The sequence below is a fragment of the Acinetobacter sp. yr461 genome (assembly GCF_900110445.1).
GTDB classification, from domain to species: Bacteria; Pseudomonadota; Gammaproteobacteria; order Pseudomonadales; family Moraxellaceae; genus Acinetobacter; species Acinetobacter calcoaceticus.
On sequence record NZ_FODU01000004.1, the window covers coordinates 219,185 to 235,629 of the forward strand.

Annotated in this window: 19 protein-coding genes; 15 read left to right on the forward strand and 4 right to left on the reverse strand. The window is 39.1% G+C overall.

Features of this window, described 5'->3' with window-relative positions:
- Window positions 1–14 precede the first annotated feature (14 nt).
- Genes rapZ through yjgA form a run of 3 tightly spaced genes read left to right on the forward strand, consistent with a single transcriptional unit; the run spans window position 15 to window position 1,671 of the window.
- Window positions 15–866 (forward strand): RNase adapter RapZ, encoded by an 852-nt coding sequence (rapZ, locus tag BMW38_RS09220; RefSeq protein WP_003655028.1) that lies wholly within the window; start codon window positions 15–17, stop codon window positions 864–866.
- The gene (locus BMW38_RS09225; RefSeq protein WP_013198928.1) at window positions 863–1,132 is read left to right on the forward strand and encodes an HPr family phosphocarrier protein; all 270 of its coding nucleotides are present in this window, start codon (window positions 863–865) and stop codon (window positions 1,130–1,132) included. Before rapZ ends, BMW38_RS09225 begins: the two co-directional genes overlap by 4 nt.
- A gap of 2 nt (window positions 1,133–1,134) precedes the next feature.
- Entirely contained in the window at window positions 1,135–1,671 is a 537-nt protein-coding gene (gene yjgA / locus BMW38_RS09230; RefSeq protein ID WP_005036793.1) for a ribosome biogenesis factor YjgA, read from the forward strand.
- Window positions 1,672–1,719: 48 nt separating this feature from the next.
- On the opposite strand, the gene BMW38_RS09235 is transcribed toward yjgA, so the two are convergent.
- On the reverse strand, window positions 1,720–3,357 hold the full coding sequence (locus tag BMW38_RS09235) for an acyl-CoA synthetase (RefSeq protein WP_092707418.1): 1,638 nt from the start codon (window positions 3,355–3,357) through the stop codon (window positions 1,720–1,722).
- A gap of 393 nt (window positions 3,358–3,750) precedes the next feature.
- Here BMW38_RS09235 and thrS point away from each other — a divergent pair, with 393 nt between their 5' ends.
- The 4 genes from thrS to BMW38_RS09260 all read left to right on the forward strand — a co-directional run bounded on the left by thrS (window position 3,751) and on the right by BMW38_RS09260 (window position 7,565).
- Window positions 3,751–5,673, forward strand: coding sequence for a threonine--tRNA ligase (gene thrS, locus BMW38_RS09240; protein ID WP_092707420.1), 1,923 nt, complete (start codon window positions 3,751–3,753; stop codon window positions 5,671–5,673).
- 5 nt (window positions 5,674–5,678) lie between these two features.
- The gene (infC, locus tag BMW38_RS09245) at window positions 5,679–6,230 is read left to right on the forward strand and encodes a translation initiation factor IF-3 (protein WP_080026316.1); all 552 of its coding nucleotides are present in this window, start codon (window positions 5,679–5,681) and stop codon (window positions 6,228–6,230) included.
- A 228-nt stretch (window positions 6,231–6,458) separates the two neighbouring features.
- Window positions 6,459–7,079, forward strand: a complete 621-nt coding sequence (locus BMW38_RS09255) for a glutathione S-transferase N-terminal domain-containing protein (protein ID WP_004641244.1) — start codon at window positions 6,459–6,461, stop codon at window positions 7,077–7,079.
- A gap of 57 nt (window positions 7,080–7,136) precedes the next feature.
- Window positions 7,137–7,565, forward strand: a complete 429-nt coding sequence (locus BMW38_RS09260) for a YqaA family protein (RefSeq protein ID WP_092707422.1) — start codon at window positions 7,137–7,139, stop codon at window positions 7,563–7,565.
- 43 nt (window positions 7,566–7,608) lie between these two features.
- Here BMW38_RS09260 and nreB read toward each other — a convergent pair whose 3' ends face one another.
- Entirely contained in the window at window positions 7,609–8,862 is a 1,254-nt protein-coding gene (gene nreB, locus BMW38_RS09265; RefSeq protein WP_092707424.1) for a nickel resistance MFS transporter NreB, read from the reverse strand.
- Between the two features lie 236 nt (window positions 8,863–9,098).
- On the opposite strand from nreB, the gene rpmI reads away from it, so the two are divergent.
- From rpmI to BMW38_RS09285, 4 genes are all read left to right on the forward strand, one after another.
- Window positions 9,099–9,293: a 50S ribosomal protein L35 gene (rpmI, locus tag BMW38_RS09270; protein WP_003655048.1), complete on the forward strand. Its 195-nt coding sequence runs from the start codon at window positions 9,099–9,101 to the stop codon at window positions 9,291–9,293.
- An 11-nt stretch (window positions 9,294–9,304) separates the two neighbouring features.
- On the forward strand, window positions 9,305–9,664 hold the full coding sequence (gene rplT, locus BMW38_RS09275) for a 50S ribosomal protein L20 (RefSeq protein ID WP_000124858.1): 360 nt from the start codon (window positions 9,305–9,307) through the stop codon (window positions 9,662–9,664).
- Window positions 9,665–9,755: 91 nt separating this feature from the next.
- Window positions 9,756–10,313 (forward strand): NADAR family protein, encoded by a 558-nt coding sequence (locus BMW38_RS09280; RefSeq protein WP_092707426.1) that lies wholly within the window; start codon window positions 9,756–9,758, stop codon window positions 10,311–10,313.
- Window positions 10,314–10,370: 57 nt separating this feature from the next.
- Window positions 10,371–10,874 (forward strand): GNAT family N-acetyltransferase, encoded by a 504-nt coding sequence (locus tag BMW38_RS09285; RefSeq protein ID WP_092707428.1) that lies wholly within the window; start codon window positions 10,371–10,373, stop codon window positions 10,872–10,874.
- Window positions 10,875–10,880: 6 nt separating this feature from the next.
- On the opposite strand, the gene BMW38_RS09290 is transcribed toward BMW38_RS09285, so the two are convergent.
- Entirely contained in the window at window positions 10,881–11,873 is a 993-nt protein-coding gene (locus BMW38_RS09290; RefSeq protein WP_092707430.1) for a hypothetical protein, read from the reverse strand.
- Window positions 11,874–12,031: 158 nt separating this feature from the next.
- Here BMW38_RS09290 and pheS point away from each other — a divergent pair, with 158 nt between their 5' ends.
- From pheS to BMW38_RS09305, 3 genes are read left to right on the forward strand one after another with little or no spacing between them, the layout of a single operon-like run.
- Entirely contained in the window at window positions 12,032–13,012 is a 981-nt protein-coding gene (gene pheS / locus BMW38_RS09295; RefSeq protein WP_003655056.1) for a phenylalanine--tRNA ligase subunit alpha, read from the forward strand.
- Between the two features lie 32 nt (window positions 13,013–13,044).
- On the forward strand, window positions 13,045–15,426 hold the full coding sequence (pheT, locus tag BMW38_RS09300) for a phenylalanine--tRNA ligase subunit beta (protein ID WP_092707432.1): 2,382 nt from the start codon (window positions 13,045–13,047) through the stop codon (window positions 15,424–15,426).
- Complete coding sequence (locus tag BMW38_RS09305) at window positions 15,423–15,719, forward strand: integration host factor subunit alpha (protein WP_000126166.1); 297 nt, start codon at window positions 15,423–15,425, stop codon at window positions 15,717–15,719. The genes pheT and BMW38_RS09305 overlap by 4 nt, the downstream gene beginning before the upstream one ends.
- Window positions 15,720–15,877: 158 nt before the next feature.
- On the opposite strand, the gene BMW38_RS09310 is transcribed toward BMW38_RS09305, so the two are convergent.
- Window positions 15,878–16,120 carry a hypothetical protein gene (locus tag BMW38_RS09310; protein WP_092707434.1) on the reverse strand — a complete coding sequence of 81 codons (243 nt, stop codon included), beginning with the start codon at window positions 16,118–16,120 and terminating at the stop codon, window positions 15,878–15,880.
- A 94-nt stretch (window positions 16,121–16,214) separates the two neighbouring features.
- On the opposite strand from BMW38_RS09310, the gene BMW38_RS09315 reads away from it, so the two are divergent.
- The gene (locus BMW38_RS09315; protein ID WP_080026324.1) at window positions 16,215–16,367 is read left to right on the forward strand and encodes a hypothetical protein; all 153 of its coding nucleotides are present in this window, start codon (window positions 16,215–16,217) and stop codon (window positions 16,365–16,367) included.
- Window positions 16,368–16,445 lie beyond the last annotated feature (78 nt).

Below are 16,445 nucleotides of genomic sequence, written 5' to 3' on the forward strand. Positions count from 1 at the left end.
AGGACAGCCATGCCATGAAGCGTATACTTATCGTGACAGGACAGTCTGGTTCAGGAAAATCTTCAGCCCTTCAAGTATTAGAAGATTTGGGCTATTACTGTATTGATAATTTGCCTTTGGCATTGCTGCCTGAAATTGTGGCAAAGCTAGATCATGAAAATAACCTAGAGCAATTGGCTTTAGGTGTGGATGTAAGAAGTACTCGGGCAGATATGCAAGAGTTTGATCATGTTTTTGAGCAATTACAAAGACATGGGACGGTTGATGTTATTTACCTTACTACGCAAGATCAGGATCTGATTGCGCGTTTTAGTGCATCGCGTCGCCCACATCCATTAGCCAACCGTTTTAAAAGTCTGTTGCAATGTATTCATGAAGAAAAGCAGTTACTGCTTCCAATTCAGTTCCGCGCTACGGTTCATATTGATACAACAGATAAAAGCGTTCATGATTTAAAGCATATTTTACTGTCTAAATTGGGGCAGTCAGATAAGCTTATTGTCATATTGCAGTCCTTTGGATATAAACATGGCATTCCTTTAGATGCCGATTATGTTTTTGATGTACGGCATTTACCAAATCCGCATTGGGATTTAGAATTAAGACGTTTTTCTGGTTTGGATGAGCCAGTAAGACAATTTTTAGAAGCAAGCCCACAAGCAAACGAAATGTTTGATGATATTCTTCACTTCTTAAAAAAATGGCTTCCAGCATTTGCTGAAGGGCATCGTCACTATATGACGATTTCTATTGGTTGCACTGGAGGTCAACATCGTTCGGTTTATATCGTAGATAGACTAAAACAAGCACTTGAGGCAGAATGGTCTGTTCAGGTCTTACACAGAGAAATGAAGCACTGGTCATGATAGACACAACTGTTGATGTAATTAATAAACTCGGTTTACATGCTCGTGCATCAGGAAAACTGATAGAGGTCACTACAAAGTTTCGTTCGTCGATCCAGATTGGAAAAGGCGATCATTTGGTAGATGCAAAAAATATTATGTCTTTGCTGATGTTAGGTGCAGGTAAAGGGACCACTTTGCGATTGGTCATTGATGGTACCGACGAAGAACAGGCATTAAATGAAGTACTGGCGTTATTCGCAGCAAAATTTTATGAGGCAGATTAATCGTGGCACGTGGTTCCCAACGTTATACTGAAGAAGATTTCGGTTCTTTAGAAGGACGTGCAAGCAAAACCGAACAGAAAAAAGCAGTGCAACGCATGGCTGCTTTAGGTGAGCAACTCGCACAACTTTCTATTAAACAAATTCAGAAACTTCCAGTTGATGAGCGTTTAATTGATGCTTTAATGGAAGTGCAGAACATTAGTTCTTTTGAAGCACGTCGTCGCCAATTTCAACGTATTGGTAAGTTATTGCGCAATGAAGATGAGACCGTTATTTTGTCTTATTTAACCCCACAGCAAGGCGCAAAAAGACAGGCTCAATTAATGCGTTGGGTTGACCGCATGATTGAACAGGGTGATCCTGCAATTACTGAATTTAGTAAAATTTATAATGCATCGGAACGTCACACCTTGCGTCAGCATGTGCTGAGAATCAACCGCGATAAAACTCAACAGGCGAGTGAAGCAGATATCGAGGCATCAAAAGTTAAATTTGTTAACTATGTACAGCAAATTGCATTATTGTCTGATCAAGGCTAAATGCAGTTAAATAAAAAAAAGCGACGCTTAAGGCGTCGCTTTTTTTATTTATATATTCTCAGCGCGTTCTTTTGCCCATTCACGCAGAATAAACTTCTGTAATTTGCCGGTCGATGTTTTTGGAATTTCAGTAATAATCACATCTTTAGGAACTTTAAAGCGTGCTAACTCTTTTTGGCAATGTGCAATAATTTCTTCAGGTGTTGCTGTTGCACCCATCTTTAATTCAATAAATGCACATGGTACTTCTTGCCAACGGGCATCGGGTTTAGCAACCACCGCAGCGGTTAAGACAGCAGGGTGTTTATACAAAACATCCTCTACTTCTAAAGATGAAATATTTTCTCCACCAGAAATAATAATGTCTTTCGAACGATCAGTAATTTTTGCATAACCATCGGGATGGCAAACTGCTAAGTCTCCCGTATGAAACCATCCACCAGCAAAAGCTTCTTGGGTTGCTTGGCGATTCTTTAAATATCCTTTCATGACAATATTGCCACGGAACATGATTTCTCCCATGGTTTGTCCGTCGTTCGGTACAGGTTGCATAGTTTCTGGGTCTAATACACGCATACTGTCTTGTAATGGATAGGGTACGCCTTGACGAGAATGAAGCTGAGCTTGTTCGGCAATTGAAAGCTCATTCCATCCCGATTGCGAAGCACATAAGGCAGAAGGCCCGTAAGTTTCAGTTAAACCATACACATGGTTTACGTTAATCCCCATATTGCGCATACCTTCAATAATAGCAACTGGAGGAGCGGCGCCGGCAACCATTACTTCAACATGGTGATCAAAGTCAGTTTGTTTTTCTTTAGGTAAGTTAATAATCATTGAAAGAACAATAGGGGCACCACAGAAATAATCAACTTTATGTTTTGCAATGAGTTGCATGACTAATTCTGGGTCGACCTTGCGCAAACAAATATTGGTTCCACCGCTGGCTGCGATACTCCATGCAAAACACCAACCGTTACAATGAAAGAGAGGCAATGTCCATAAGTACACAGCGCGAGGTTTCATTCCGCAGGCCAATATGTTACTTGCAGCGTTTAAATAAGCGCCTCGATGATGATAAACAACGCCTTTAGGATTACCTGTTGTGCCTGAAGTGTAGCTTAAGCTAATTGCATCCCACTCATCATCTGGTAAATGCCATACAAAATTAATGTCGCCTTGAGCTATCCATTCTTCATATTCAAAAGAGCCAATAAACTGATTCTCGCCCTCATATTCATCATCAGCTACATCAATCACAATAATGTGTTGGTCAGGAATAAGAGAAAGTGCTTCTCTTGCTAAATTAACAAATTCAGGGTCAACCAAAAGCACTTTACTTTCAGCATGTTCTAACATGAAAGCTATTGTTTTTGCATCTAAGCGTGTATTGAGCGTATTGAGCACTGCTCCGGTCATCGGTACTGCAAAATGTGCTTCTATCATGGCTGGCACATTCGGCAATAAAACTGATACTGTATCATTTTTACCAATTCCGAGTTGTTTGAGCTGAGAAGCAAACTGGCAACAACGTTGGTAAGTTTCTTTCCATGAAATTTGGCGTTTACCATGAATAATCGAAGCTTGATTTGGATAAATATAAGCTGCACGCTCTAAGTAGCGTAGAGGTGATAATGCAACAAAGTTTGCGGGTGTGCGTGGTAATTCATCATAAGCACTAGCCATGTGAAACAACTCCGTGTTCTATTTTTAATTCATTCTTTGAAAATATGACTTAATACTCATCAAAGCATCTATGCTTTAGTCTTAAAGGGAAATACCCTCCAGTCAGAAAATGAGCAGAAATGCTATTTTCTTCATCTTAAACCACTTGTGTTGAACATGTTTAAAAAATCATCTCAATATGTTTTTAAGTCATTTAATGCTGTTTACCTGATAAGCAAAATGTATTTATGATTTTATGGGCTCAAAGGTTTTCACTTTGCTTGAACAAGTGTAAAATCTTTCAGGTTTTTTAATTTTGATTTACACCGTTTTTATATTTTGAGGTTCGCCTCGATCATAATCTCGCGGTGAAATGCTCCTTCGTATAGGGCATCACTCCTTAAGGATTTTTTTATGCCAATTATCACATTGCCAAATGGCGATCAAAAGAATTTTGATCACGCTGTATCTGTTATGGAAGTTGCCCAAAGTATCGGGCCTGGTCTAGCAAAAAATACTGTTGCTGGACGTGTGAATGATCGCTTAGTTGATGCATGTGACTTAATTACCGAAGATTCGACCTTACAAATTATCACTCCAAAAGATGAAGAAGGTCTTGAAATTATTCGCCATTCTTGTGCACACCTTGTCGGACATGCTGTTAAACAGCTTTTCCCTGAAGCCAAGATGGTGATTGGTCCAGTCATTGAAGAAGGTTTTTACTACGACATCTGGATGCCACGTCCTTTTACTTTAGACGATATGGCTGCTGTCGAAGAGCGCATGAAAAAGCTCATCGATCAAGATTACGATGTTGTTAAAAAAATGACACCACGTGATGAAGTAATTGCTGAATTTACTGCACGTGGCGAAGAATACAAATTACGCTTGATTGCAGACATGCCTGAAGAAACACAAATGGGCTTGTACTACCATCAAGATTATTTAGATATGTGTCGTGGTCCACACGTACCGAACACTAAATTTTTAAAATCGTTTAAGCTGACAAAAATCTCTGGCGCTTATTGGCGTGGTGATGCGAAGAACGAACAGCTTCAACGTATTTATGGTACTGCATGGGCTGATAAGAAACAGCTTGCTGCATACATCAAACGTATTGAAGAAGCTGAAAAGCGCGACCACCGTAAAATTGGTAAAGCTCTAGACTTGTTCCATATGCAAGAAGAAGCACCGGGTATGGTGTTCTGGCATCCAAACGGTTGGACGATTTACCAAGTTCTTGAACAATACATGCGTAAAGTTCAGCAAGATAATGGTTACCTTGAGATTAAAACGCCACAAATCGTAGACTTTACGCTTTGGGAAAAATCAGGCCATGCAGCGAACTACGCAGACAACATGTTTACGACTCATTCTGAAAGTCGTAATTATGCGGTTAAACCAATGAACTGCCCATGTCACGTGCAAGTTTTCAACCAAGGTTTGAAGTCTTACCGTGATTTGCCAATTCGTTTAGCAGAGTTCGGTTCTTGTCACCGTAATGAACCATCTGGTTCTTTACACGGCATTATGCGTGTACGTGGCTTTACACAAGATGACGCACATATCTTCTGTACTAAAGAACAAATCGGTCAAGAAGTTGCAGATTTTATTAAACTGACGCTTGATGTTTATAAAGATTTTGGCTTTGAAGAAGTGCAAATGAAACTTTCTACACGTCCAGAAAAACGTGTGGGTGAGGATGCACTTTGGGATATGGCTGAGAAATCTTTAGCAGATGCTTTAGATGCTGCAGGGTTAGAATGGGAATTACAACCAGGTGAAGGCGCATTCTACGGTCCAAAAATTGAATTCTCATTGAAAGACTGTCTCGGACGTGTATGGCAATGTGGTACTATTCAGTGTGACTTCAACTTACCAGAACGTTTAGATGCGTCTTATGTGACTGAAGACAATGATCGTGATCAGCCTGTTATGTTGCATCGTGCAATTCTTGGCAGTTTTGAGCGTTTTATTGGTATACTAATTGAACACTACGCTGGTTTCATGCCACCTTGGTTGTCACCGTTACAAGCATGTGTCATGAATATCACGGACTCTCAAGCTGAAGCTTGTGAGAACGTCGTAGCAAAACTCAAAGAAAATGGTCTTCGTGCCATTTCTGACTTGAGAAATGAAAAAATCGGATTTAAGATTCGTGAGCGTACTCTAGAGCGTATTCCTTACTTGTTAGTTCTTGGTGATCGAGAAGTTGAAGAAGGTACAGTGAATGTACGTACCCGCTCAGGAAAAAATTTAGGTACTATGTCAGTAGATGCATTCATTGACTTAGTGAAGTCTGCCGTCGCCGAACGTGGCCGGTATATTGTGGAGTAAGAAAGATTAAACAGCCTGACCGTAACCAACAACAAGGTGCAAAAAGCAACCGTCCAGCCATTAATGATGAGATCCGTGCAAAAGAAGTACGCCTCGTCGGTGCTGAAGGTGAGCAAAAAGGAATTGTTTCATTAAGTGAAGCACTGCGTGCTGCTGAAGAGGTTGAACTTGATCTTGTTGAGATCGTTGCAAACGCCGAGCCGCCTGTTTGTAAAATTATGGATTACAACAAGCACTTGTTTGACCTGAAGCAGAAGCAAAAAGATGCGAAGAAAAAACAGCATCAAGTGCAAGTGAAGGAAATCAAACTGCGCCCTGCAACTGATGTTGGTGATTATCAAGTTAAGCTTCGTGCTATTTTGAAATTCCTTGAAGAAGGAAACAAAGTAAAGATTACTTTACGTTTCCGTGGTCGTGAAATGGCTCACCAACAGCTTGGCTTAGCTCAATTGCAAAAAATTGAAGTAGATGTAGCTGAGTTTGGGGTTGTGGAACAAGCACCAAAAATGGAAGGCCGTCAAATGGGTATGTTACTTGGACCGAAAAAGAAAAAGTAATACTCAAAAAAAGCACTGCAAAAGCAGTGCTTTTTTATAACTAAATATAAATAAAAAAGATGATTTAATTTTTCTCTATTCAGTTTCATTTAAGACAATTAATATATTTTTCTATGAAATTCAATTCTCGAATTTTATGTGTTTTTTGGTGTTGGAAATCTCATAGTCTTTCTTAAAACATGATATAAACCAAGACGCAGTCATGATAACGATGAATAGGAAAATAGAATGATTGATCTATATTATTGGGGAACTCCCAATGGACATAAAATCACAATTGCCTTAGAAGAAATGGGACTGGATTACACTCTTTATCCAATCAATATTTTAGAAAATGATCAATTTCAACCAGATTTCCTGAGAATTTCCCCAAATAATAAAATTCCTGCGATTGTTGATCAAGATGGACCCCGTGGTGAGCCAATTTCTATATTTGAATCAGGCGCTATCTTGCAATATTTAGGTAGAAAAACTGGATTATTTTACCCAACTGATGAGCAAGAGCGAGTTGAGGTTGAGCAATGGCTCATGTGGCAAATGGGCGGTTTAGGTCCTATGCTTGGGCAAAATCATCATTTTAATAAATTCGCCCCTGAAAAAATCCCCTATGCTATAGAGCGCTATGTAAATGAGACTAAACGTTTGTATGGTGTGCTTAACAAACAACTCATTGGTCAGAAGTTTGTCGCTGGTGAATACTCTATTGCTGACATGGCAATTTTACCTTGGATTTTACGTTATGAATGGCAAGGTATTCAGATTGAAGACTATCCATACGTACAAGAATATATTGTGCGTTTAACAGCACGCCCAGCAGTTCAGAAAGCACTATCGATTAAAGTGGCCTAATTTCTTGCTTGGATTTAGTGAATACTTAAAGCAAAAAGTCGTTTGGTGTGATTGATTATGCTGAGTTACTTTTTGCTTTTTATTAGTGCTTTTGGCGCTGCGACATTACTACCTCTACAGTCTGAAGCGGTATTGGTAACCTTATTATTAAAGGGGCAATATTCAGCTTTGCTTTTAATTGGCATAGCTACTTTGGGTAATGTATTGGGTTCTTGCGTTAATTGGTGGCTAGGCCTAAAGATAGAACAATTTAAACATCGTAAGTGGTTTCCAGTTTCTGAAAAGCGTTTACAACAAGCGCAGAGCTTTTACCATAAATATGGATTTTACTCCTTACTTTTGAGTTGGACGCCTATTATTGGCGATCCCATTACTTTGGTTGCTGGGTTATTCAAAGAAAATTTTTGGCGCTTCCTTGGTATAGTCATTATTGCCAAAGCAGGGCGTTATTTGTTTATTTACTGGGTGGTAATGGGTTTTATTTAAAATAAAAAAAGCATCCGAAGATGCTTGAATTATAAATATGTATTTAGTCTTCTGAGCTTTTGGTAATGTCTACTTTAAATAGATCATTCGTTTTGAGCCAACAGAAAGTCACAACAACAAGCGTCATACACCCACCAAAAATAGTCGCTGTAATAGTTCCCAAATATTTAGCCGCTAAACCAGATTCAAAGGCACCGAGTTCATTACTCGAAGAGACAAACATGCCGTTTACAGCAGCAACGCGTCCCCGCATATTTTCTGGTGGGAAAATTTGCAAAATGGTTTGTCTTACAACAACAGAAATACTGTCACATGCACCTGTCATAGCAAGAGCAAAGAGAGATAACCACATATTATTCGAGAAGGCGAATAGGATTGTGAATATTCCAAAACCTGCTACAGCAAGTAACATGTTACGCCATGCATGTTGAGTTGGCGGAAAGCGGGTTAAGGCAATCATGGTAATGAGTGCGCCAATAGATGGAGCTGCTCGTAAATATCCAAGCCCTTCAGGACCAACTTTTAATATATCTTCTGCAAAAATGGGTAATAACGCGATGACACCCCCAAATAAAACAGAGGCTAAATCAAGAGAAATTGCCCAAAGAACAATTTTGGTTTTCCAGATAAAGCGGAAACCGTCTCCTAGACTTTCTAAAATATTGTCAGTTTCAATTTTAGGGAAACTACGTTTATGCAGTAAGTTAATTAAAATAAAGCAAATAGCGAGTAAAGCAGCGACACTAAATAGGCTAGTTTCCCGTCCTAAATAAGCAAGCATAAAACCACCAAGCATTGGGCCGATAATTACACCACTTTGCCAGCCTATCGTTGTCCATGTTGCACCATTTGCATAGAGTTCGCGTGGAATTAAAAATGGTTTTAATGATGTTGCAGAGGGATTGTAGAAACCACGGATTGTTCCTAAGCCAAAAATGACTGCATAAATACCCCAAGAAAGGAAATTAACACTTATATGTCCTAAACCATGTAAGTGGAAAAGTAACCATAAAACCAAGGGCAGAGGAACCGAGAAAAATAAACAGATTTTCATAATAAGCTGTTTATTAAACCTATCTGCGAAATAACCTCCCCAAAGAGAAAGGGCAATAAATGGAATTGCTTCTGCAAGTCCGATTAAACCTAAGGTCAGTGGATCTTTGGTGATTTGATATAATGAGTAGGCAACAATAATTTCTTGAATCAAAATTGCGAGCGTTAAGCAAAATTGATTGATCGTAACGATAGAGAAATCTCGATACCGTAATGCAGCGAAAGCATCATTTTGTATATTCATATTCTTTTGAATTTAAGTGATTGTACTTATTATAGGGGATGATTTTATGGATTTTCTCGTAATTTGATAATTGATTATAGAAAATAACGTTTATATAAAATAGACAATTTAATATCAAAAAATGAGCATTTTACTTTTGTTTTAAGTTGGGATGCTTTAGAATATCGGCTCCCTTACCTGCAGGTCGTTTTTGCAATGGTGCAAACGTTCCGAACAGGTGTTCAAAAGAGGTTGTTATGCCTAAGATGAAAACTCGCCGCGGTGCTGCTAAACGCTTCAAGGCGACTGCACACGGTTTTAAGCGCAAACAAGCATTTAAGCGCCACATTTTGACCAAAAAATCTGCTAAACGTATCCGTCAATTACGCGGCTGTGTAATGGTTCATGTTTCTGACGTGAACTCAGTTCGTCGTATGTGCCCATACATCTAAGGAGATTATAAATGGCTCGTGTAAAACGTGGTGTAGTGGCTCATCGTCGTCACAAAAAAATTCTTGCTCGCGCTAAAGGTTACTATGGTGCTCGTTCACGCGTTTACCGCGTAGCGTTCCAAGCGGTAATCAAAGCTGGTCAATACGCTTATCGTGACCGCCGTCAAAAGAAACGTCAATTCCGTGCTCTATGGATTGCGCGTATCAATGCTGGTGCTCGTCAAAACGGTTTGTCTTACAGCCGTATGATCGATGGCTTGAAAAAAGCTCAAGTGATCATCGACCGTCGCGTATTAGCTGACATCGCTATGCATGATGCAGTAGCATTTGCTGCTTTAGCTGAAAAAGCTAAAGGCGCATTAGCTGCATAAGCTTAGAGATTCAAAAAAAAGGCCGCTTTTTAGCGGTCTTTTTTATTTTTAGCGGTTCTGTTTTAAAAAAGATAATAACCAGAGATAAATTATGAAAGATGAAAAATTTTTAGATGACTTAATTCAAAAAGTGCAAAAAGGTGATCAGTTTAAATATTTATATTTTTGGGGGCATACTCCTAAGCAAGCTGATCTTATTGATAAGAGTTGTTTTAGTCAGTGGTATCCAGCGCAATTTAAAGATGAGGGTGTTGAATACTTTACTGCTGAGCACTATATGATGGCGCAAAAAGCAAAATTATTTAATGGTGAAGAAATCTTTGCACAGATCTTGCAAGTTAAACATCCAAATGAAGCAAAACAACTAGGTCGTAAAGTGAGCAATTATGATGAAAAGATATGGCAAGAAAAACGTTTTGATATCGTGGTACAGGCAAACTTTGCTAAATTCTCTCAGCATCCTGAATTGAAAAATTTCTTATTGGCAACGAAAGACCATATTTTAGTTGAAGCATCTCCAGTAGATAAAATTTGGGGGATTGGTATGGCGCAAGATCATTTACATATTCAAGACCCATCTCAATGGCAAGGTTTAAATTTGTTGGGCTTTGCTTTAATGCGTGTTCGAGAGCAGCTTTTAGCTCAATAAATTTGTTTTAAAAAATTTATACTTAACTTTAAAAAGTAGTGATGTGCGGGGAACGAATTGAAATCATTAAATGAACGAGAAATTCGTATAGCCACCTTTAAGGATGCATTATCTATTGCAGAAGTGCATGTACAGTGCTGGAAAGAAACTTATAAAGGTATGCTTAAGCAAGAAATATTGGATGAGCTTAAAGTACTAGATAAGGAGCTATTATGGAAAGAAATAGCCAAAAGCCCTGATCATAAGTTATTTATCTATACTGAAAATGGAATGGTAAAAGGCTTTCTCGATGGTTATCTGAGCCCTGAGAATAATATTGCTGAAATTCTTGCCTTTTATCTTTTGGAAGAAATTCAAAGGCAAGGTATAGGTCGCGAGTTATTTCAAAAGTTCTATCAATGTGCATTAAATCAAGGCTACGCTTTTATTCGTTTAGAAGTTTTTAATAAAAATCCAAGCCGTTTCTTCTATGAAAAAATGGGAGCCAAAGTAATTGGCGAAACCGAACTACCTGAGTTCGGCCTCGAAATAACAGAATTATTTTATCAATGGGAACTGTAATCTTGATTAAAGGCCAAAATAATAGGCCAAGGCACAAATAATAATCGTTAAAACAATCAGCTTAATAACGCCTGAACCAGTGCCTTTATGGTGGTGAGATTTCAAATGTTGTGGACTTTCATTTGATTGCTCGAACGGAGAAGCCTTAACGACTGGAATTATTTGAGCTGTTTGGTAGTGATTAGCAGTCTTAACAATAAGCTTGGCAAACAAATCATCAGTTTTTTGCGTGAAATTTCTTAAATTAATCAGTTGTTCTTGGTCTAGCTCTTCTCCTAAAGGATCATTTGCAAGTCGCTTCTTTTGTTCTAAATAGTTGGTTAATGCTTGAGTACGAGATAAAAGCTGGTGAGCATAATCTGCAGGATAATTCTCTGGAATTAAAGCAAGTTTTGGTTCTTGGCTCGTAATGTTTGTACCATCAAAATAAGCTTTTTGAAACTCTGGTTCTTCAAAACCTGCTGCATATTTACTACGAAATAATTCACTATCCATAAAGTCCGCTATTTCTTGCCATGGCGGATTTTTTAAATCTGCTTCAATTTTTTTTGATAATTTTTCAGTTAGTTCAAAACGCCAGAAAGTTTCTAAACGAAGTTCGCAGGTTTGTGAAGGAGGGGCTTCAAACTCATTGTCATTGTTATACCATTCAGCAAGTTCATGGCCGAAAATCCAGGCAAATTTCTTATTATTTTCATGGCTCACAATAAAATGAGTATAAGGTAAAAGCTCAACATTGCTGTTTGGATTTTGCTCTTCATTTAGAAGGCTTGATAAATGTAAGCTAAGCTGAGTTGTGCCTTGTTTTTTTAAAGCTTCCAACCAAACTTGAAAGTGTTGGGCAAGTAAATGCTGAGAAGCTAAGTCACGAAACTGAAAACTATGGTGATCAAAAATATGATGTTGTCGCCATTGGTTAAAGCTTAAATTCTGGCGGAGGTATTCATTACCATACGTTACAAGCGTAAGTTGTTGTTTCCAAATTTGATTGAGCGCCATAATAGTTGATCTCATTGACGATGCTATTATCTTATACGTTTTATCTTTTTGTTGCCTAATACATTTTTCATGATGGATAAACTTCATCAATTCGATGAAAAACTGTTAGAATGCAGTGTTTTATTATATTTTTTTAATTTGTTGCTTTGAGAGTTAATATGTCACTGGAAGCCCTGACCACAGAAGCGCTTGCTGCCATTGCAGCAGCTCAAGACCTTGTTGCACTTGATCAGGTACGTGTGCAATTTACAGGGAAAAAAAGCCAGCTTGCAGAACAATCGAAAGCATTAGGGAAAATGGACCCTGAAGAACGCAAAGTACAAGGTGCTGCGATTCATGCTGTTCGAGAAACAATTAATACTGCTTTAACAGAACGTCAAGCAGCATTACAGCAGGCAGCACTTGAGCAAAAGCTAGCAAGTGAAACGATTGATATTACTTTGCCGGGCCGCGGTCAGCGTGTTGGTACAGTCCATCCTGTTACTCAAGTACAAGAAAGAATTTGTCAGTTCTTCACTAAAGCTGGTTTTACAGTTGCGACTGGTCCAGAAGTTGAAGATGACTATCATAATTTTGAAGCATTAAATATTCCTGGTCACCATCCAGCGCGTGCTATGCACGATACTTTCTATTTTGATGCCACTCATTTACTGCGTACACATACGTCTGGTGTACAGATTCGTACAATGGAAACAAGTGAGCCACCAATTCGTATTGTATGTCCTGGGCGTGTTTATCGTTGTGACTCAGACCAAACGCATTCGCCGATGTTCCATCAAATCGAAGGCTTGTACGTTGCCGAGAACACCAGCTTTGCTGAATTAAAAGGTTTATTAATTAACCTGCTGAATGAATTCTTTGAAAAAGATTTAAAGGTACGTTTCCGTCCATCATATTTCCCGTTTACTGAACCAAGTGCGGAAGTAGATATTATGGATGAACGTGGCCGTTGGTTAGAAGTTTTAGGCTGTGGCATGGTACATCCAAATGTATTACGTGCTGCTGGCATTGATCCTGATAAATACAAAGGCTTTGCTTTTGGTTTAGGGGTAGAGCGTTTTGCAATGTTGCGTTATGGCATTAATGACTTGCGTATGTTCTATCAGAATGATGTGCGTTTCTTACGCCAATTTGCCTAACAGTTTTTCAGGATTAAAAAAGGTTTATAAAGATGAAGATTAGCGAAAATTGGCTACGTACATGGGTTAACCCAGCAATTGATAGTGATACATTGTCTGATCAGTTGACGATGCTTGGTCTTGAAGTTGATGAATTAGCACCTGTGGCTAAACCATTTACTGGTGTAGTAATCGGTGAAGTGTTAACTGTTGAGCAGCATCCCGATGCAGACCGTCTGCGTGTAACAACTATTAATATTGGTTCAGGTGAGCCTCTGCAAATTGTATGTGGCGCACCTAACGTTCGCGTTGGAATGAAAGCTCCAGTTGCAACCATTGGGGCTGTATTGCCTGGCGATTTTAAAATCAAAAAAGGTAAGCTTCGTGGAGTTGAGTCACAAGGCATGCTTTGTGGTGCTTCTGAGATAGATCTTGAAGATAAAATCGATGGTTTACTCGAACTGCCAGCTGATGCTCCAGTAGGGGTAAATATCCGCGAATACCTTAAACTTGACGACAATGTCATTGATATCAGTATTACGCCAAACCGTGGTGACTGTTTTAGTATTCGTGGTATTGCCCGTGAAATCTCAGTTATTAATAAACTAGAAATGATTGAGCCTGTAATTAATACGGTTGCTGCCACCATTGCTGATGAGAAAAAAGTAGTGATCAGTACTGAAGGCGCTCCGCGTTATTTAGGGCGTGTAGTTAAAAACGTTAATGTAAAAGCTGCTACTCCCGAATGGATGCAACAGGCGTTATCGCGTTCAGGAATTCGTACTCATAGTATTTTGGTTGATGTGACCAACTACGTCTTAATGGAATTGGGTCAACCAATGCATGCATTCGATTTGTCTAAAATCGAAGGGACTGTACATGTTCGTCAAGCAACACAACAAGAAAAGTTACAACTTCTGAATGATCAAGAAGTTGAGTTGCAAGAAGATATTATGGTGATTGCTGATGACCAAAAAGCTTTAGCAATTGCTGGAATTATGGGCGGTTTAGCATCAAGTGTAACTGATGACACTACCGATATCTTCCTAGAAAGTGCGTTCTTCGCGCCACTCGCGATTGCTGGTCGTGCTCGTCGTTTTGGTTTACATACAGACTCTTCACAGCGTTATGAACGTGGTGTGGATTTTGAATTGCCGTTAATAGCGATGAACCGTGCTTCGCAGCTTATTCAAGAGTTAGCGGGCGGTGAATTTGGCCCAATTACTGTAGCTGAAAAAACTGACTTACTTCCAAAACGTGAAGCCATTGAACTGAAACAAGCTCAGGTAGATCAATTATTGGGATATCAAGTGGCGGGTGAGTTCATTGCAGATGCTTTAACCCGACTAGGGTGTAAGGTAACAGTTAAAGCTGAAGGTGAATGGAGTGTAGTGCCACCATCACATCGCTACGATATGGCAATTTATCAAGACTTAATTGAAGAAGTTGCGCGTATTGATGGCTATGACAATATCCAGATTAGCTTACCAAGCATGGATGTTAAATTTGCGAAATACCAAGACCGCTTTAAACTCGCTGAGCTGCGTCAAACGATCGTGACGTTAGGTTATCAAGAAGCAATTAGCTTTAGCTTTGCAGATGCTAAACTTGAAAAGCAATTAAATCCAGAAGTTAAACCGTTGATGCTAGCAAATCCAATTTCAAGTGATTTGGCCGCAATGCGTAGTACTTTACTTTCTAGTTTAATTCCTTGCGTACAATATAATCTCAACCGTCAGCAAAGTCGTGTTCGCTTCTTCGAATTCGGACTGCGTTTTGATTATCAAAATGCTAAGGGTATTGAAGACTTGCAACAGACTCCTACCTTGGCTCTAGTGGCAGTAGGCTCGCAAGAACCAGAATCTTGGCATGCTAAGCCACAACCGATGGATTTCTTTGATTTCAAAGGTGAAGTAGAAGAGATATTAGCTGCTGGACGTGTAAGTGTTGAATATGTTCGTTCAGAACGTGCGTGGTTGCACCCAGGGCAATCGGCTGACATTTTAGTAGATGGTAAGTCAATTGGTTATTTGGGTCGTTTGCATCCATCTCTAGAAAATGAGCTTGATTTAAGCACAACTTGGGTTGCTGAACTCGATCAAACAGCTGTTTTGCAATCTTATGTATCTAATTTTACAGAATTATCACGTTTTCCTTCGGTTAGACGTGATATTGCGCTTTTAATCTCTGATAATATAAATGTTAGAGATATTCAGCAGTTAATCGAACAAACTGGTGGAGAGCTTTTAGACTCTACATGGTTATTCGATGTGTATACGGGGCAGGGTGTCGAAGATGGTAAGCGCTCATTAGCGTTTGCACTATTGTGGCAACATCCTTCACGTACGCTTGAAGATGCTGAAATTAAATCTGGTATGGACAATATTATCCAAGTGTTAGAAAACACTTATCAAGCGACATTGAGGGCCTCATGACAGCATTAACTAAAGCAGACATGGCTGATCATTTAAGTGAGTTAACCAGCTTAAATCGCCGTGAAGCAAAACAAATGGTCGAGTTGTTCTTCGACGAAATTAGCCAGGCACTTATTGCAGGGGAGCAGGTTAAGCTCTCTGGTTTCGGTAATTTTGAATTAAGAGATAAACGCGAACGTCCAGGACGTAATCCGAAGACAGGCGAAGAAATTCCAATTTCTGCTCGCCGTGTAGTGACCTTCAGAGCGGGTCAGAAATTTAGACAACGCGTTGGAAATGAGCAGATCGATTGATCTGCTTTTTTTTACGTATGTTTTAGACAGCTTTATTTAACTACGATGTTATGTCAATTTATCTAGGTACATTAAGCGAAGTGCTCTTAGAAATTTAAAATTTAGGCGTAAAAAAAGAGGACAAAATGTCCTCTTTTTTTTCTAATCTAGTATATAGATTAGTGTGCAGCAGAAGCAGCAGCTTCAGAAGCAGCAGGTGCAGAAGCAGCAGCAGCAGAAGCTTCAGAAGCAGCATCAACAGCTGAAGAAGCAGCAGTAGCAGCTTCAGAAGCAGCAGTAGTAGCTTCAGAAGCAGCAGCTACAGCTTCAGAAGCAGCAGGAGCTTCTTCTTTCTTAGAACAACCAACGAAAGCTAAAGTAGCAGCTACAGCAGCAGCAACAGCAAATTTTTTGAATAACATGGCATCACTCTCACAAAAAAGATTTGAGATTAAAAAAACCTAAGTTGGACTGTTTTGCTTTTATTATTCCTAAAACGTAGCTAGGTAACAACGCATGGAGCAGTCTAACTGGTCTGCCGCTATGCTATCACTGCAAATGCTGAAATACTACTGCCGTCTGTCAAAAAAACGTATGAAAAAGAGAAAAACAGTCTGTTTTTTAACAGAAAAAAACAATCAATCAGCCCGAGTACATTGGAAAAGGTAGGAGTAAGCCACTAAAAAACTTAATTTTTTTAATTCAAAAATATTTATTATCAAAATCTTATAAATAATTTTACATAAA

What these genes read in the sequence shown, in the direction of transcription:
- rapZ (WP_003655028.1), top strand. Translation starts at nt 15, where the DNA reads ATGAAGCGTATACTTATCGTGACAGGACAGTCTGGTTCAGGAAAATCT.
- BMW38_RS09225 (WP_013198928.1), top strand. Translation starts at nt 863, where the DNA reads ATGATAGACACAACTGTTGATGTAATTAATAAACTCGGTTTACATGCT.
- BMW38_RS09235 (WP_092707418.1), bottom strand. Translation starts at nt 3,357, where the DNA reads ATGGCTAGTGCTTATGATGAATTACCACGCACACCCGCAAACTTTGTT.
- thrS (WP_092707420.1), top strand. Translation starts at nt 3,751, where the DNA reads ATGCCAATTATCACATTGCCAAATGGCGATCAAAAGAATTTTGATCAC.
- BMW38_RS09255 (WP_004641244.1), top strand. Translation starts at nt 6,459, where the DNA reads ATGATTGATCTATATTATTGGGGAACTCCCAATGGACATAAAATCACA.
- BMW38_RS09260 (WP_092707422.1), top strand. Translation starts at nt 7,137, where the DNA reads ATGCTGAGTTACTTTTTGCTTTTTATTAGTGCTTTTGGCGCTGCGACA.
- nreB (WP_092707424.1), bottom strand. Translation starts at nt 8,862, where the DNA reads ATGAATATACAAAATGATGCTTTCGCTGCATTACGGTATCGAGATTTC.
- rpmI (WP_003655048.1), top strand. Translation starts at nt 9,099, where the DNA reads ATGCCTAAGATGAAAACTCGCCGCGGTGCTGCTAAACGCTTCAAGGCG.
- rplT (WP_000124858.1), top strand. Translation starts at nt 9,305, where the DNA reads ATGGCTCGTGTAAAACGTGGTGTAGTGGCTCATCGTCGTCACAAAAAA.
- BMW38_RS09280 (WP_092707426.1), top strand. Translation starts at nt 9,756, where the DNA reads ATGAAAGATGAAAAATTTTTAGATGACTTAATTCAAAAAGTGCAAAAA.
- BMW38_RS09290 (WP_092707430.1), bottom strand. Translation starts at nt 11,873, where the DNA reads ATGGCGCTCAATCAAATTTGGAAACAACAACTTACGCTTGTAACGTAT.
- pheS (WP_003655056.1), top strand. Translation starts at nt 12,032, where the DNA reads ATGTCACTGGAAGCCCTGACCACAGAAGCGCTTGCTGCCATTGCAGCA.
- pheT (WP_092707432.1), top strand. Translation starts at nt 13,045, where the DNA reads ATGAAGATTAGCGAAAATTGGCTACGTACATGGGTTAACCCAGCAATT.
- BMW38_RS09305 (WP_000126166.1), top strand. Translation starts at nt 15,423, where the DNA reads ATGACAGCATTAACTAAAGCAGACATGGCTGATCATTTAAGTGAGTTA.
- BMW38_RS09310 (WP_092707434.1), bottom strand. Translation starts at nt 16,120, where the DNA reads ATGTTATTCAAAAAATTTGCTGTTGCTGCTGCTGTAGCTGCTACTTTA.
- BMW38_RS09315 (WP_080026324.1), top strand. Translation starts at nt 16,215, where the DNA reads ATGGAGCAGTCTAACTGGTCTGCCGCTATGCTATCACTGCAAATGCTG.